Genomic DNA, 16,246 nt, shown 5'->3' with positions numbered 1-16,246 from the left:
TGAAACGCCTTTGCTATACTGAATAGGGAAGGGAGGAGACATGAAGGTATTACTCACCAGTGATTTAAATCCGGAGTCCGTGAATGGCGTGATTGTCTCCGTACTGCTGTTGAAACGAGAGTTGGAACGGCACGGCTGTGACGTCAAGCTGTTGACGCTGTCGTCCACGTTCCGTACCTATCAGCAGGATGACGTGTATTATGTGGGTTCTATTCCACTTGACGCAGTGTATCCCGACTTGCGTGCTTCGCTGGACACGCACAACGGCCTCATTGATGCATTGATCGATTGGAAGCCGGATATTATCCACTCCCAATGCGAATTTTTCACCTATTCTTTCGTACAGCGCATTGCGCGCAAGTGTCGCTGTCCCATTGTGCACACCTATCACACGCAATACGAGTACTACACCAAATACGTATTGCCGGGCCATTGGGATTCACTCTTGGCCCGAGGCATGGCCCTGCGTCTGCAAACCGCTGATGTAGTGATTGCGCCGACGGACAAGACGCGACAGTATCTTCTTAAAGAAAACATCTGTTCGAATGTGCGCGTGATTCCGACCGGCATTGATCTGGAAGCCTTCTCCCATCCGGGCACACCGGAGGAACAGCAGAAAATTCGGGATGCTCTCGGCGTGCCGCCCACCTGGCGCCTCTATGGCAATGTCGGGCGTGTTGCGCATGAAAAGAATCTGGACGAAATATTGCGCATTCATAAAAAAGTGCGGGAAATCCGCTCGGATGTGGGTCTTCTCCTTGTCGGCGATGGCGCGGCCATGAAAGAGCTGAAAAAAGAAATCGCCGCCTTGCAGTTGCAAGACAGCGTGTTTTTGACCGGCATGGTGCCAAAGGACTCGGTCGGGACGTATTATCGATTGCTCGATTTCTTCGTTTCCGCTTCCGTATCGGAAACACAGGGTCTCACCTACATCGAAGCGCTCTCCAATGCCCGTCCCGTCATTGCCCGTCGCGATGCCGCCATCACCCAAGTGGTGCTGCCCGACATCAATGGCATGCAATATGACACGCCGGACGAATGCGTCCAAACCATCTTGCGCCTCTTGGATGACGACGCCCTCTACGACCGCTGGCAAGAAGGTGCCATCACCACCAGCAAGCAATTTGGCAAAGAGATTTTTGGCGATCGTGTCCTCGCCTTGTATCAAGAAGTCTTAAACCGGGGCACTTTACCCGTTGGCACACAGAAATGGCTCAGCTCTCGCGTTTCTCAACGTCTGCGAGAGCAGCAGGAAGCCAGTGACTACGGCCAATTGCTGGTCGAAATTCGTCGCTTTTTACAGCGACAGGCCTATGAAAAAGCAACGGAAAAGGCTGAGAAAGCAGCACCGGAAACCGGTGGCGATGCTACCGTCCGAACGCCTGGGAGGATTGATGAAAGACGATAAGACACCCACAAACGAGTTAAATACGCCTACGACGGAAACGCAGCACCAGCACTCCTTGAAAGAATGGCGAAAAGAACATGAGCTCAGTCCGGAGAAAGCCGCCAAATTGCGCCGCTTTGTGACCATTGCTACGATCGTCGGCATGGGGCTGTGCTTAGGCCTCGGCCTTTATGGTTGGCACATGGGGATTTTTACCGATGCCAACGCCATGCAGGCATTCATTGCCAAGTCGGGCATTTGGGGCATGTTTTTCTTCTTTTTATTGCAGATTTTGCAATGTATTATTCCCATTATTCCCGGCAATGTCACCTCACTGGTTGGCATCTATTTCTTTGGTCCTTTACCCGGCTTTTTGCTGAATTACTTCGGCATATACGTCGGCGAAACCATATTGTTTTTACTGGCGCGTTTTTTCGGCCCCAATTTTGTCCACGCCATGGTCAAGCCCGAAACCTATCAGAAATACAGTAAATGGATTGATGAAAATGATGCCAAAATCAAAAAGTTCTTCATCTGGACCATGGTACTGCCCGGTATGCCCGACGACATCATCTGTCTGGTCATGGGCCTTACCAATATGTCCTTTAAGACTTTCGCCTTCCATTTGGCTTGGACCAAATTCCCAGCGCTTTTCATCTACACCTTCTTCCTGGAGTACGTCTTTAAGAAGGGCGGCACCGTCTTGGAATGGTTTAAAGCACACTTTATGAATTGAGAAGTAGAAGGAATCGGAAATAGAACCAAGAAAGGCGGCCGCGATGGCCGCCTTTCTTCTTTAGCTTTTAAAACAATTATTCTTCGACGGGCTCAAATTCGTCTTTGCCTACGCCGCAAACCGGGCATACCCAATCATCGGGCAGATCTTCAAAAGCCGTACCCGGCTTAATACCACTGTCCGGATCGCCTACAGCGGGATCATAGATGTGTCCACAAGCAGTGCATTCATATTTTTTCATACTCTTCCTCCATATTTTTTGATACACGTTATGCTTTAACGTTCGTTTTCTTTATACCTTATTTGATGTTTTTCAAACAGGGGATAATTCCACGAAGAATTCCTTGCCTTCGTTAAAAACAGCCGTGTTTTGGGTAAGAGAATAACAGGTTGAGGATGATGTGAAGCTGCATGGAAAGGAGGATTTCGTGACCTATACTTATTCCGGTGCTGTTCCCAGCGAAATCGCTTCGATATGTGGTTTGGTGCGGGAACAGGTAGAAGAGATGCGCAGGCGCTGTGCCTTGGATGGGGACCAGCTGATGGATCTGCGATTGATATTGAGTGAGCTGATGATTAACGGCTGTGAACACGGCAATCTGAACGATCATTGTAAATGCGTACATTTGCGTTTGCGCGTGACGGAAAATCAAATTCAAATCGCTGTAAGGGATGAAGGAGAAGGCTTTGTGCCGAATCTGGAACCAAAGGATGAACGCCATCACATGGACTGCGGTGGGCGAGGTTTAAGAATTGTGTCGCAGCTGGTGGATCAGATGGATGTGCAGAAGAACGAAGTGCGCTGTACGCTGTATCGGGTGCACTAATGTCCGCCGAAAGCATAGCAAACGAAGCAGCATAGCAGAATGGAAAGAAATCAGGGGAAACCCCTGATTTTTTTATGGTAACGGGGTCTCTGTGTTAAAATAATAGCGATTGTGATCAAAGGAGAGTTACATGCAAGATAGAGAAGCAATACGAAACGTGGCGATTGTGGCCCACGTCGATCATGGTAAGACGACGCTGGTAGATGCGCTGTTGCGCACCAGCGGGACGATACGTAAAAATCAGGAAGTTGTGGAGCGCGTGATGGACTCCAATGATTTGGAGCGGGAACGCGGCATCACCATTCTGTCGAAAAATACCGCCGTACACTTTGACAAAACGAAGATCAATATTATTGATACGCCGGGACATGCGGACTTCGGCGGAGAAGTCGAACGTGTACTGAAGATGTGCGATGGCGTTATCCTGGTGGTGGATGCCTTTGAAGGACCGATGCCGCAGACCAAGTTTGTGCTGCGTAAGGCGATCGATTTATCGCTGCCTGCTATTATTTGCATCAATAAGGCGGATCGACCGGATGCACGCGTGGATGAGGTACGAGAAGAAATTTATGATCTGTTCTTATCCATAGATGCCCCGCTGGAGTATCTGGACAGTCCCGTGATTTATGCCTCAGCTAAGAATGGCTGGGCCGTGGATGATAAGACGTGGCGCGCGGCAGAAGAAGAGGGCAAGGAAGCCGTCGGAGAGGATATGCGCCCGCTGTTGCAGTGCGTCGTGGACACGATTCCCGCCCCGAGTGGCGATATTGATGCGCCCTTCAAGCTGTTGATTTCGACGGCAGACTATAATGATTATGTCGGCCGTATCGGTATCGGCAAGGTGGAACAGGGACAAGTTCATGTCAATGACGAAGCCGTCATTGCTAACTACAATGCGCCGGACAAGCATTTGAAGATTCGTGTGACGAATATTTTTGAATTTGACGGGCTGAAGCGCGTACCGGTGACGGAATCGGGCGTTGGCTCGATTGTGGCCGTGTCCGGTGTAGAAGGCATTGAAGTCGGTGATACATTGTGTGCGCCGGATGACGTGCAGGCGCTGCCTTTTGTGAAGATTTCAGAGCCAACGCTACAGATGACATTCTCCGTGAATGATTCTCCCTTTGCGGGGCGTAGCGGTCAGTTTGTCACATCGCGCCATATCCGTGCGCGTCTGGAAAAAGAATTGCATACCGACGTGAGCTTGCGCGTGAGCGATGGCGATTCGACGGATTCCTTCCGTGTGAGCGGCCGTGGCGAGTTGCATCTGTCGGTATTGATTGAAAAGATGCGCCGTGAAGGCTATGAATTCATGGTGTCTAAGCCGGAAGTACTGTATCGCCAGGATGAACAGGGACATCGCCTGGAACCGATTGAGGAAGCCACGGTGGATGTCGACCAGGAATATGCCGGCGCGGTGATTCAGGCGCTTGGTCAGCGCAAAGGCGAATTGCAGGAGATGAAAACATCGCCGTCGGGCTATACCCGTCTGGTATTCCGTATTCCCGCCAGAGGCCTCATCGGCTATCGCCAGAGCCTCATGACGGATACGCGCGGCACAGGGGTGCTGAACAACGAGTTTGCAGGCTATGAGCCGTATAAGGGCGAAATTCCGACGCGCTCCGTGGGGTCCCTTGTGGTGTTTGAAACCGGCACGACAACAACCTACGGCCTCTTTGCCGCGCAGCAGCGCGGATCGCTGTTTTTGGGTGCCGGTGAAGAAGTCTATGAAGGCGAAATTATCGGATCGAATCCGAAGGGCGAAGATCTGGATGTCAATGTATGCAAAAAGAAGGCGTTAACCAATATTCGTTCGGCAGCCGCCGACGATGCGCTGAAATTGACGCCGCCGAATCGCCTGAGCCTCGAGCAAATGATGGAATTTATTGAAGCGGACGAGCTGATTGAAGTGACGCCGGCCGCGTATCGTATGCGTAAGGCCATTTTGAGTGGTCAAGCACGCTATAAACAAGCCAAATATAAGAAATAACGCGTGCAAAAGAGAAGTGGAAGGGTGCCATGGATCTGTTATACCTATTCAATCTGTTGGCGCAAAATGCGTGGTGGATTAATATCTTGCTGGCCATAACGATTGTGTATTCCAATCGTCGCCGACCGGCTCGCTCCACCATGCTCTGGATCATGATGATTGTTATGTTCCCCATCGTGGGCTTCATTCCGTATCTGCTTCTGGGACGTGATACACGTCGTCGTCGCCTTTTCCGAGCCAAAGAATCACTGGACGTGGATGTGTTGCATCATGCGCTGATCAAGTGGGATGAGGTTACGACACAGGTACCGGTGGAGGAAGAAGGACGCTTTCAGGACTATCTGGAGCTGATTCGTCTCAATGTGCGCACGGGACTGACGAGCTTATCCGGCGATAATGACGTCGAGACTTTTTTCGATGGCGCCTCGAAATTTCAGAAATTACTGGAAGATATTGATGCTGCGCAGGAAGAGATCAATTTTCAATATTATATTTTGAAATCGGATGTGCTTGGCACGACGGTGATTCAGGCACTGATCCGTGCCGCACGCCGCGGCGTTGTCGTGCGCGTTTTGACCGATGGCGTCGGCGGACGCGCTCTTTCGACCGGCATGAAACGCGTGATGCGCCAAGAAGGCATTCAGGTGGGCATTTTTTATCCCTCTTTTTTGCGCTATATCAATCTGCGTTTGAATTACCGTAACCACCGCAAAATTGTTACCATCGATGAACGCATTGCCTATATCGGCGGCTTCAACGTTGGTGATGAATACATAGGACGCAATTATCGCTTCGGCTTTTGGCGCGATACGCATTTGCGTATTGTCGGCTCTGCGGTTGCGGATCTCAAAGTGCGCTTTCTGCAAGACTGGAATTTCGTAACCGGCGGCGATGAAATGGAAGAGCGCGAGGTGATTGCGCATCCCAGTGAAAATGGCGATGCCTTCTGCCAGCTGGTTTTCAGCGGCCCCGATTCGCCACAAGCGAATATTAAGCTGTCCATGCTGAAGATGATTGCTTCGGCAGACGACGTGATTTATATGCAGACCCCGTATTTCATTCCCGATCAGTCCTTCTATGACGCTTTAGTCGTGGCACTGCAGCAGGGAGTGGAGGTAAACATCATGATTCCGAATCGTCCCGACCATCCGATCGTCTTCCCGGCCACTATGTCCTTTGCCGGGGATCTCATTCGCGCCGGGGCGCGCGTGTATCGCTACGAAAGAGGGTTCATGCACAGTAAAGTGATGATTATCGATGATTACGTGTCCATGGTGGGCTCCTGCAATATCGATGAACGCTCCTTTTCGTTAAACTTTGAGGCATCGGAACTGGTCTATTCGCCGCGCATTAATGCACGTCTGAAACGGGCGTTTCACGAAGATATGCAGGATAGCACGCTGTTGACACGGGAAGTGTACAACAAGCGCTCCTGGCTCCTGAAGTTGAAGGAGCCCATCTGCCGTCTGTTTGCACCCTTACTATAAGGAGGAAATCATGAAGAATGCGCATGAACCGACGCGATTGGGAAAATTGCTGACGGTATTACTGACCGTCAGTCTGGTTCTCTTTGCCATCAGCTATGCATTGCTTTTTGTCATTCAAAATGTGGCCGCCTCTTGGACCATGGTCGTATTGGCGGTGCAGGTACCACTCAATGCGGTGATTTGGCTGGGACTGTTTTTTCATGTCGTGGGCATTTTCCTGCGTCGCCCGGCCAGCGCCGGCGATATCTGGATTGGCCTGGCGGAAGGGTTGCTTTTGTGCTGCTTGACGCCGGAGGTCTTTAGCACTTGGCAAGCCTTTACGGAAGATCCCGGTTTACTGTTTTCGATGTTACGCCAGCCGTTATATTTTCGCTTTTGGACACTGGCGCGCATGATCAGCGTGTTGACGCTGCTCGTAAAATATGTGGGGCCGCGCTGGTTGCAGCAGGCTCCGAAAGCGCCGCTCACCTTGGAAGAGGTTGCGGGGCAGGCTTTCAATATTCCGTCGGAAAACGGAGAGGATCCGTCTCACTGACGCATTGGGACGGGTAGGAGGAGAGTATGGAAAAAGCGATTTCGGGAGCGGTCATCCGACGATTGCCGAAGTATTTGCGCTATCTGATTGCTCTGCATGAACAGGGCGTGGAGCGCATTTCATCGCAGAAGTTGAGTGATATCACCGGTTTTACCGCTTCGCAGATTCGGCAGGATCTGAACCACTTTGGAGGCTTTGGGCAGCAGGGGTACGGCTACAACGTGGAATCCCTGCGAGAACAGATTACGCGCATCATCGGCCTGCATCAGGAACATCATGTGGCCATCGCGGGTGCCGGCCACTTGGGCGTTGCGCTGGCCAACTCGGATTTGTTCAAAGAAAACCACCTGCATCTGGAGGCCCTTTTTGATGTGAATGAAGCAATGATCGGCAAGACCATTGCCGGCGCGCCGGTGTTGTCCGTGGATGCGATGGAAAAGACCATCGCCGAAAAACAGATTGACATCTTGACCATCACTACACCGCGTCGCGTGGCGCAGTCCGTAGCGGATCGCGCCGTTGAAGCCGGGGTGAGCGGCATCTGGAACTATGCACAGACGGATCTGCATCTTCCGCACGGGGTAGTGCTGGAGAATGTTTACTTAAACGAGAGTTTGTATAGCCTGATTTATTACATGGGTAACTGGAAAGATTACAAGGGATTTGAAACGGGCAGCGGCGCGGTGTTGCAGTAGCGCCAAACGCTCGATGAAGAAGTCCGACGGCCTTAGAAATGAGCACCACATGGCAGAAATGACCATTCAACAATTGTATAAGAGCTATGGCGTGCATTCGATTTTGGAGGACGTGTCCTTTTTGGTAGAAAAAGGCGAGAAGATCGGTATCATCGGGGTGAATGGCTCGGGAAAAACGACGCTTATGCGCCTGCTTGTGCATGAACTGGAGCCGGATCGTGGCGCCATTTTCCATCGCGACGATTTGCGCATCGGCTATTTGGAACAAAATGTCCATATCGAAAGCAACGATACCCTCTACGACGAGTGCAAGAAAGGGTATGCCCGCGCCTTCGCGCTGGAGAAGAAATTGCGTGCCCTGGAGCAGGAGATGGGTGAACTCGCCGATAAACCGAAGGAACTCGAAGCGGTAATGGAGCGGCATCGCCTGTTGACAGATCGCTTCGTGGACGAAGGCGGTCTTTCTTATGACTCGGAAATTCGCGGCATATTAAAGGGCATGGGCTTTTCCGAGGAGCAATTTGACACACCGGTGAACGTACTCTCCGGTGGCGAAAAATCGCGCCTGGAATTGGCAACGATGCTCTGCGGCCGTCCCGATATTCTCTTTTTGGATGAGCCCACGAACCACTTGGATATGGAAGTCACCGCCTATCTCGAACAGATGCTGGCCTCCTTCCGCGGGGCAGTGCTGCTCATTTCCCATGATCGCTACTTTTTAAATCAGGTGTGTCAACGCATTTTGCTGGTGGAGCATCGCAAAGTCTTTTCGTATGCCTGCGGCTATCAGGAATATACACGTCGCCGCGAAAAGGACCTGGAAGTGCAGCGTCATGCCTATGAAAATCAGCAGGAAGAAATTGCGCGACAAAAAGAAATCATTGATCGCCTGGGCCATCTGGGCGGTTCGAAACGCAAGCGCGGCATTGCCCAATCCCGTTCGCGCCAGAAACTCTTAGATAAAATGGTGTTATTGGAGAAACCGCCGGAAGATGTGCAGCATATGCGTCTGCGCCTTACCCCGAAATATCCGAGCGGGGAAGATGTCTTGGCCGTGGATGGCTTAGGCAAAGCCTTTGGAGAGCGCATCCTTTTTCAGGATGTCAGTTTCAACATTTATCGGGGCCAGCGCATTGGCCTCATTGGTGAGAACGGCGTCGGGAAGACGACACTGTTTCGCATTCTCCTGCAGCAGGAGCAAGCCGATCAAGGCACGGTTTCCTTCGGCTCCTCGGTGAAGATTGCCTTCTTCGACCAGGAGCAGCGCACCTTATCCCCGGACAAAACCATTCTGGATGAACTGTGGGATGCCTATCCACAGATGGATCACTATACGGTACGCGCCCATCTTGCCCGTTTCCAATTCATCGGCGAAGAGATTTTCCGTCTGGTGGGGGAACTGTCCGGTGGTGAAAAAGCCCGTCTTGCTTTGTTGAAGCTTATGCTTTCCTCAGCCAACGTCCTCTTATTGGATGAGCCGACCAATCACTTGGATATCGAAAGCCGCGAAATCTTGGAGCAGGCATTGCTGGATTACGATGGCACCGTCTTTGTCATCAGCCATGATCGCTATTTTCTAAACCACGTTTGTACGCATATTTTCCGCCTGCATCCGACGGGCATGGAAATGCATCTGGGTAACTATGATGCTTATCTGCAGCATAAGAGCGATGGTGCCGTTTTGCCGCAGGAAACACAGGGAACAAAGACAAAGACGCAAGAGAAAAAGGAAAAGAAACAGGCGCAGCAAGCAAAAAAGCAGCTGCGTCAGATGCGCGCGCGCATCAATGCGATCACGCGGGAAACGGAAGAGCTGACGGCGACGCAAGAGGCGTTGCAGCAGAAAGCCTATGATCCTTCGCTCTATGAGGATTACGAAGAAGCACAGCGTGTCCACGATGAGCTCACGCAAATTCAAAAGAAATTAGAAGCCCTTGGCGACGAGTGGCTGGAACTGGAAACGGCGTTGGAAGAAGAGGAAGGGGAAGAGGTATGAAAATCTATTCCTATCGCGGGGATCACGAGCATTTACCGGAAAACACCATGATGGCTTTTCGCCAGGCGCTCCTAAACGGCGCGGAGGGCATTGCACTGGACGTTCTGATGACGCGCGATCATCAGCCCATCGTCTTCCGCGATGAAGCCTTAGGCATTGCCACTGATGCCATCGGTCTGGTACGCCATCATGATCTGAGCGAAATCCAAGAAGCAGAGTTTAACGAGCCCTACACGAAATTGGATCAGCATATTCCATCGCTGAAGGAATACTTAACTTGGGCGGAGCCATTGCCACACACCACCATTTTGATGGTGAAAAACGCTAAATTCCCCTATTCCAATTTTGAAGAAGACCTCATGAATTGCCTGGCCGACGTCGAAGGCAAAGAGCGCTTGCTCTTGGCCTGTTCCCGTCTCTCCAGCCTGCGTCTTTTGCATACACGCTACCCGGACATCGCCCTTGGTTTGATTCCCGATACCCTTGACGAAGAAATCATTGCCAAGCTTGAAGAATTGGAGATTCACTACGTTCTTCCCACCCTCACGCAAACCACGCGTCAATTCGTCGAACTTTGCAATGCACATGATCTGCAGATTATGACCCAGGACGTCTCCACTCCGGAGCAAATGCAACGCCTCCAAGAGCTCGGTGTCAAGAGCATCCTTGTTACCGATATGGCCACCGCGCGGGCGGCCCTTGACGTCAAGACAATGCCCTACTCCGCCGAGGCACTGAAATTTGCCACGGAAACGGAAGCGCGGCAAGAGAAGAGCCACCAACCCATGCAGTCCCTGGCCCAAAAAGCCAAAAATCTCACCAATGTCGGTAGAAGCCGCAAAGGCAAAGGCAATTTCTTAGCCGTCGCACTTTGCATGGTTCTAAGTGTTGCCGTAGCTACATTCTTGGCCGGCCTCTTCATGAATCTGATGAAGGGCGTGCTGAAATAAATCGCTTATGCGATGCAATTTGATACAGTGAAGGCGGCCCAAAAGGCCGCCTTCACTGTTATTGTATGACTGTCGGCCGCAGGTTGATGCGGCATTAGTTTGCTTTCTTCGCCTTTTTCGCTTTGGCAGCGCGATCCCACTGGGACACCGCAAGGGCGGCGGTGGCATCGCCGGTGATGTTCAGGGTCGTACGGCCCATGTCGAAGAGACGGTCAATACCGGCAATCAGGGCAATGCCTTCGACAGGGAGGTTAACACTGGTGAGGACCATCGCCAGCATGATCATGCCGGCACCAGAAACGCCTGCCGTGCCAATGGAGGCAAGAACGGCGGTAAGGACGACGGAAATCAGCTGAGGGATGGTCAAATTGACACCATAGCAGGCGGCGATGAAGAGACAGTTGACGCCCATGTAGATGGCCGTGCCGTCCATGTTGATCGTTGCGCCAAGGGGCAGAACAAAGGAAGAAACGCTGGGATCAGCGCCCAGGTCGTTGGAGCATTGAATGGTAAGGGGCAGAGTCGCATTGGAGCTGGAAGTCGTGAAAGCTGTGGTCATGGCGGGCATCATGCCACGCAAAAATTTCATGAGGCTTATCTTGGCAAAGAGGTGGACACTCAAACCATAGACGATCACGATGTGGGTGAAGTAACCCAGATAGGCGACGCCTAGAACGATGCCCAATGAGGAGACGATGGTAGCCCCATTGATCGCAATGACGTTGGTCATTAAGCAGAATACGCCGATGGGCGTGAGGCGGATGATGATTTCCATCATTTTCATAACCACGGTGTAGATGCTCTTCACACCTTTGCCAACGCGTTTGCCGTCCTCACCGGAAAGAAGAATACCCACACCAATGAGAAGCGCCATCAAAATCAGCGGCAACATATCCGCTTTTAGCAGCGGCTCCAAAATATTTTTCGGGAACATCGCCACGATGACTTCCATGAAATTGGCACTTTTGGCTTCATATTTCAATCCCGCCGTCTGTAAGAGCGGGAAAAATCCTTTAAAGAGCGTGGCAAAAACAATACCAATGACCACCGCAACGGCGGTGGTTGCCATGTAATAGACGAAAGTTTTCCAACCAATAGAGCCCACACGACGAATATCGCCTAAGGAGATGGTTCCATCGATGATGGAGAAAAGGACGATGGGCACCACCATGAATTTCAAGAGATTAATGTAGATGGTACCAATGGGCTGAATATAGGCTTTTGTAAAATCCCCCTTTCCCTGCAACAGAATGCCGACAAGAATGCCGAGCGCTAGGGCGATAAAGATCTGTATCGCCAGACTGAAACGTTGTTTTTTCTCCATAATGAATCCTTTCTTGTACACCCGTCAGGAATGGCGAGAGTGATGAACGCCGCTCATCCCACAGCGGCGCTACTCTTTGCTAAATCATATAAAGAAATGCAAAAACTTACAAGAATGAGAAAAAATTAGCAAGCGCAGAATCTTTTGAAAAGGCTTGTTATTCGCCAATAAGCGGAGTATAATAACGGTAAGTCAAAGATGGTCAAAAAAATAAGCGAAGAATTCTCTTCGCTGTCCATAGATTGACCGGAAAGGAGGATGCTTTGCAATATCAAGACTATTACAAGACGCTTGGCGTCGATAAAGGGGCATCCGCAGCAGAGATTAAAAAAGCGTATCGCAAGTTGGCGAAAAAATATCATCCGGATCTGCATCCGAATGACACCGCGGCGCAGGAAAAATTCAAAGAAATTAACGAAGCATACGAAGTCCTCGGTGATGCCGATAAGCGTAAAAAATACGATCAGTTTGGCACCAATATGAATTTCCAAGGGGGTCAAAACTTTGACCCGCGAGATTTCGGATTCGGAAACTTCGGTAATGGTCAAGGGACCTATACCTATCAAACGAACGGCAGTGGCGACTTCTCCGACTTCTTCAATTTGATTTTCGGCGGTGGGGCACGACAGGGAGGCCATGCCGGCGGGAATTTCAGCGGCTTTGGCGATCTGGGAGATTTGCTCCACGGTCGTTCGGGCGCCACGTATCGGACCAGTTACGGTCCGGCGGGTTACGGCGCCGCTACGAACGGTGCTGCCGCAAGGCGTGCACAGGATCGCTATGAAACCACGATGGATTTGCCGCTCCGGGAAGCCTATCAAGGCGGTGAAAAGACCCTGCAGTTTCAAATCGGTGGGCAAACGAAAAATATCGCGGTGCGCTGGCCGGCAGGCATTCAGGATGGCAACCGCATTCGCGTAAAGGGTGAAAAGTTTGGCCTCGACGGTAACCTGATGGTCAAGATTCGCTTGCTTTCCCCCGATACCATCGAAGGCGTGGATATCGTAAAAACCGTAACCCTGCTTCCCTGGGAAGCCTATTTTGGCACGAAGAAAACCGTTGATACGTTGGACGGTCGCATTCAGGTGAACATTCCTGCCCGCATGGCAACAGGTAAACGCATGCGTGTGCCGGGGAAGGGGTATCGCAATCGCCAAGGAACGCGCGGCGACTTGTATTTGGAGATGGCCATTCAGAATCCTGCCGTGCTTACGCCGGAACAGGAAGCCATCTATAAAAAATTACAGCAATAACAGACTCCGAATCCGCAGAAAGGAGAGTCATGATGGAAGATAAATATACAAAAAGAGCATTACAGGCAATTCAGGACGCACAAAATGCGGCCATTAAAAACGGAAATCCGGAATTGACGGATCTCCACTTACACGATGCCTTGATCCGTGAAACGGACGGCATGGTGGCGCAGGTGCTGACGCATCTGGGCGTACAGATCGCGGCCTACCGCACGGCGGTGCGACGGGCCATGGAAAATTTACCGCAGCAACAGGGCGCTTCGCAGGTCTATCCAAACGCGATTTTTCAGCGCATCCTGCTGAATGCAAAGGATGAAGCCACGAAGATGGGCGACGAATACGTTTCGACGGAGCACTTGTATTTGGCTTTGCTGTCGGAACGCCATATTCCGTCCGAAGAGATTTTGAAACAGTATCATATTACGCGTGATGCGTTCGAACAAGCGTTAAAAGCCGTACGCGGCTCTCGCAAGGTGACAACGGACAATCCGGAAGAAACGGAAGATGTCTTGAAGAAATACGGAACGGATCTGACCGCGAAGGCGCGGGAAGGTAAGGGGGATCCCATTATCGGTCGTGATGAAGAGATTCGCGATATGACGCGCATCCTCTCCCGTCGCACGAAGAATAATCCGGTGCTTATCGGTGAACCGGGCGTGGGGAAAACGGCCGTTGTAGAAGGACTCGCCCAGCGCATTATCAATGGCGATGTGCCGGATGGCTTGAAGGACACGACGATTTTTGCCCTGGATATGGGCCAGCTCTTAGCCGGCGCCAAGTATCGCGGTGAATTTGAAGAGCGTTTAAAGGCCGTGCTGGAAAAGATTAAGGCATCGGATGGCAATATCATCCTTTTTGTGGATGAATTGCACTTGATTGTCGGTGCGGGACGTACGGATGGCGCTATGGATGCGTCAAACCTCATGAAGCCGGCACTTTCCCGCGGCGAAATCCGCATGATCGGCGCGACGACGCTTAACGAATATCGCCAATATATTGAAAAAGACGGCGCGCTGGAACGTCGTTTCCAGAAAGTCATGGTGGGCGAACCGTCAGTGGAAGATACGGTTTCCATTTTGCGTGGCATTAAATCCAAATACGAACTGCATCACGGTCTGCGCATCTCGGACGGTGCGGTTGTTGCCGCAGCAAAACTCTCGGATCGCTACATTACGGACCGCTACCTGCCGGATAAGGCCATCGACCTCATGGATGAGGCAGCCGCCATGGTGCGCACGGCCCTTGACTCCATGCCGGAAGAATTGGATGAAAAACGTCGTCGGATATTACAGCTCGAGATTGAAAAAGTCGCCCTGCAAAAGGAAACCGACGAGGCATCCAAGAAACGCCTGGCGGAGTTGGAAGCCGACATGGCCAATTTGAAAGAAGCCTACAACGAGGGCTTTATTCAGTGGCAAAATGCGAAGGCAGCCCTCGAAGGCCAGACGAAAATTAAGGAAGAAATTGATCATACCCGTCATGCCATTGAGGAGGCAGAGCGCAATTTCGATTATGAAAAAGCCTCGACGCTGCGTTACGGCAAGCTGGCGGAATTGCAGAAGAAGTATGAAGAGAGTGAAAATGCTCTCGAAAAGGATAACGATGCGGTAAAAGAAGAGGTCACGGAAGAGGAAGTGGCGGAAGTGGTCTCCAAGTGGACGCACATTCCGGTAACCAAGCTGGTGGAAAGCGAGCGACAGAAGATTCTCCGTTTGCCGGAAATTTTGCATCGCCGCGTCATCGGTCAGGAACAGGCCATCACGGCAGTCTCGGAAGCGCTCTTGCGCGCCCGTGCCGGCCTCTCCGATGCCACGAAACCGCTCGGCAGCTTTATCTTCCTCGGCCCTACAGGCGTCGGCAAAACCGAGCTTGCTAAGGCTTTAACGGAAGCGATGTTTGATGACGAGCGCAATATGGTGCGCATTGATATGTCGGAATACATGGAAAAATACTCCGTGTCCCGTCTCATCGGTGCCGCGCCGGGATACGTCGGCTATGAAGAAGGCGGTCAGCTGACGGAAGCCGTGCGTCGTAAGCCCTATTCCGTGGTCCTCTTTGACGAAATCGAAAAGGCCCACCCCGATGTCTTTAACATCCTGTTGCAGGTGCTCGACGACGGGCGTCTGACCGATAACCAAGGTCGTACGGTGAACTTCCGCAACACCATCATCATTATGACCTCGAACCTTGGCGCCGACACCATTTTGCATGGCTTAGATGCGCAAGGCAACCTTACCGATGCAGCACAAAAGACGGTGGACGAAGCCCTGCATCGCGCCTTCCGTCCCGAGTTCCTGAACCGTATTGATGACATTATCACTTTTAAGGGCCTCACGAAGGACGAAATTGGTCGCATCATCGACCTCAACCTGGCAAAGATTTCCGCTCATCTGGCGGAACGCGACATCACCATTGAAGCGGATGCTACTGCCCACGATTTCATCCTCTCCCATGCTTTCTCGCCGCAGTTCGGCGCACGTCCGATCGAACGCTATCTGCAGAAGCATCTCCAGACCATTCTCGGTCGTATGCTGATCGAAGGAAGCATTGCCGATCACGATCACGTGACCGTCACGGCAGACGCCAACGATCTCAAAGTACAGGTCGAACCGCGTCCTGCCACCGAGAAAGCGTCGGAAGATTTTCATAGCGATGACACCTACGAGGTGGTGGAATAGTCTAGGCGCCTGCGGCTCCCGAACGGAGTCGTCCTGCAGCCGGCGGTTTAATAAGAAGTAGCGCCACTTTCGCGGCGCAGATAGATAGAATTGGAGGGCGGCCACCGGCCGCCTTCCTTTTTTATATGCCGCTGTCAGTCGACGCGATTACGGGTCAAAACCGCAAAATGGCAAAATGCCCCGTAAAGTTAGGGTGCAGATTACGGGCCAAAATCGAGAAATGGCAAAATGCCCCGTAAAGTTAGGGTGCAGATTACGGGTCAAAATCGAAGAATGACATGTCCCCCAAAAAGTAGAGCCTTAACGAACAAAAAGATACAATGAAGAAAGGCTTAAGGAGGATGACATGACACGGCGGAGATATACGAAATCTTTTCGAAAACGCGTA

13 protein-coding genes are annotated in these 16,246 nt (G+C 51.5%); 11 read left to right on the top strand and 2 right to left on the bottom strand.

Features of this window, described 5'->3' with window-relative positions; genetic code table 11:
- Positions 1-40: 40 nt before the first annotated feature.
- Complete coding sequence (locus tag BN98_RS05390; protein WP_019190439.1) at positions 41-1,408, top strand: glycosyltransferase; 1,368 nt, start codon at positions 41-43, stop codon at positions 1,406-1,408.
- Positions 1,395-2,123 (top strand): TVP38/TMEM64 family protein, encoded by a 729-nt coding sequence (locus tag BN98_RS05385; protein ID WP_019190438.1) that lies wholly within the window; start codon positions 1,395-1,397, stop codon positions 2,121-2,123. The genes BN98_RS05390 and BN98_RS05385 overlap by 14 nt, the downstream gene beginning before the upstream one ends.
- Before the next feature lie 76 nt (positions 2,124-2,199).
- On the opposite strand, the gene rd is transcribed toward BN98_RS05385, so the two are convergent.
- Entirely contained in the window at positions 2,200-2,364 is a 165-nt protein-coding gene (rd, locus tag BN98_RS08190; RefSeq protein WP_019190437.1) for a rubredoxin, read from the bottom strand.
- A gap of 187 nt (positions 2,365-2,551) precedes the next feature.
- Here rd and BN98_RS05380 point away from each other — a divergent pair, with 187 nt between their 5' ends.
- The 7 genes from BN98_RS05380 (at position 2,552) to BN98_RS07975 (ending at position 10,603) form a co-directional block, all read left to right on the top strand.
- A complete protein-coding gene (locus BN98_RS05380; protein ID WP_019190436.1) occupies positions 2,552-2,950 on the top strand; it encodes an ATP-binding protein in 399 nt (132 codons plus the stop codon).
- Positions 2,951-3,080: 130 nt separating this feature from the next.
- Positions 3,081-4,940 carry a translational GTPase TypA gene (gene typA / locus BN98_RS05375; protein ID WP_019190435.1) on the top strand — a complete coding sequence of 620 codons (1,860 nt, stop codon included), beginning with the start codon at positions 3,081-3,083 and terminating at the stop codon, positions 4,938-4,940.
- A gap of 29 nt (positions 4,941-4,969) precedes the next feature.
- Complete coding sequence (gene cls / locus BN98_RS05370; protein ID WP_019190434.1) at positions 4,970-6,427, top strand: cardiolipin synthase; 1,458 nt, start codon at positions 4,970-4,972, stop codon at positions 6,425-6,427.
- A gap of 10 nt (positions 6,428-6,437) precedes the next feature.
- Positions 6,438-6,962 (top strand): hypothetical protein, encoded by a 525-nt coding sequence (locus tag BN98_RS05365; protein WP_019190433.1) that lies wholly within the window; start codon positions 6,438-6,440, stop codon positions 6,960-6,962.
- Positions 6,963-6,988: 26 nt separating this feature from the next.
- The gene (locus BN98_RS05360; RefSeq protein WP_019190432.1) at positions 6,989-7,657 is read left to right on the top strand and encodes a redox-sensing transcriptional repressor Rex; all 669 of its coding nucleotides are present in this window, start codon (positions 6,989-6,991) and stop codon (positions 7,655-7,657) included.
- A 49-nt stretch (positions 7,658-7,706) separates the two neighbouring features.
- Positions 7,707-9,653: a ribosomal protection-like ABC-F family protein gene (gene abc-f, locus BN98_RS05355; RefSeq protein ID WP_019190431.1), complete on the top strand. Its 1,947-nt coding sequence runs from the start codon at positions 7,707-7,709 to the stop codon at positions 9,651-9,653.
- Positions 9,650-10,603, top strand: coding sequence for a glycerophosphodiester phosphodiesterase (locus BN98_RS07975; RefSeq protein WP_019190430.1), 954 nt, complete (start codon positions 9,650-9,652; stop codon positions 10,601-10,603). Before abc-f ends, BN98_RS07975 begins: the two co-directional genes overlap by 4 nt.
- 94 nt (positions 10,604-10,697) lie before the next feature.
- Here BN98_RS07975 and BN98_RS05345 read toward each other — a convergent pair whose 3' ends face one another.
- Entirely contained in the window at positions 10,698-11,927 is a 1,230-nt protein-coding gene (locus tag BN98_RS05345) for a dicarboxylate/amino acid:cation symporter (protein ID WP_019190429.1), read from the bottom strand.
- A 263-nt stretch (positions 11,928-12,190) separates the two neighbouring features.
- On the opposite strand from BN98_RS05345, the gene BN98_RS08660 reads away from it, so the two are divergent.
- Both BN98_RS08660 and clpB read left to right on the top strand, forming a co-directional pair.
- Positions 12,191-13,180: a DnaJ domain-containing protein gene (locus tag BN98_RS08660; RefSeq protein ID WP_019190428.1), complete on the top strand. Its 990-nt coding sequence runs from the start codon at positions 12,191-12,193 to the stop codon at positions 13,178-13,180.
- 29 nt (positions 13,181-13,209) lie between these two features.
- Positions 13,210-15,858, top strand: coding sequence for an ATP-dependent chaperone ClpB (clpB, locus tag BN98_RS05335; protein ID WP_019190427.1), 2,649 nt, complete (start codon positions 13,210-13,212; stop codon positions 15,856-15,858).
- Positions 15,859-16,246 lie beyond the last annotated feature (388 nt).

This window comes from Levyella massiliensis, from assembly GCF_000308275.2.
Lineage (GTDB): Bacteria > Bacillota > Clostridia > Tissierellales > Peptoniphilaceae > Murdochiella > Murdochiella massiliensis_A.
Note: the sequence above shows the minus strand (reverse complement) of the source record. Positions and strands in the feature narration are given on the sequence as shown.

What these genes read in the sequence shown, in the direction of transcription:
- BN98_RS05390 (WP_019190439.1), top strand. Translation starts at nt 41, where the DNA reads ATGAAGGTATTACTCACCAGTGATTTAAATCCGGAGTCCGTGAATGGC.
- BN98_RS05385 (WP_019190438.1), top strand. Translation starts at nt 1,395, where the DNA reads ATGAAAGACGATAAGACACCCACAAACGAGTTAAATACGCCTACGACG.
- rd (WP_019190437.1), bottom strand. Translation starts at nt 2,364, where the DNA reads ATGAAAAAATATGAATGCACTGCTTGTGGACACATCTATGATCCCGCT.
- typA (WP_019190435.1), top strand. Translation starts at nt 3,081, where the DNA reads ATGCAAGATAGAGAAGCAATACGAAACGTGGCGATTGTGGCCCACGTC.
- cls (WP_019190434.1), top strand. Translation starts at nt 4,970, where the DNA reads ATGGATCTGTTATACCTATTCAATCTGTTGGCGCAAAATGCGTGGTGG.
- BN98_RS05365 (WP_019190433.1), top strand. Translation starts at nt 6,438, where the DNA reads ATGAAGAATGCGCATGAACCGACGCGATTGGGAAAATTGCTGACGGTA.
- BN98_RS05360 (WP_019190432.1), top strand. Translation starts at nt 6,989, where the DNA reads ATGGAAAAAGCGATTTCGGGAGCGGTCATCCGACGATTGCCGAAGTAT.
- abc-f (WP_019190431.1), top strand. Translation starts at nt 7,707, where the DNA reads ATGGCAGAAATGACCATTCAACAATTGTATAAGAGCTATGGCGTGCAT.
- BN98_RS07975 (WP_019190430.1), top strand. Translation starts at nt 9,650, where the DNA reads ATGAAAATCTATTCCTATCGCGGGGATCACGAGCATTTACCGGAAAAC.
- BN98_RS05345 (WP_019190429.1), bottom strand. Translation starts at nt 11,927, where the DNA reads ATGGAGAAAAAACAACGTTTCAGTCTGGCGATACAGATCTTTATCGCC.
- clpB (WP_019190427.1), top strand. Translation starts at nt 13,210, where the DNA reads ATGATGGAAGATAAATATACAAAAAGAGCATTACAGGCAATTCAGGAC.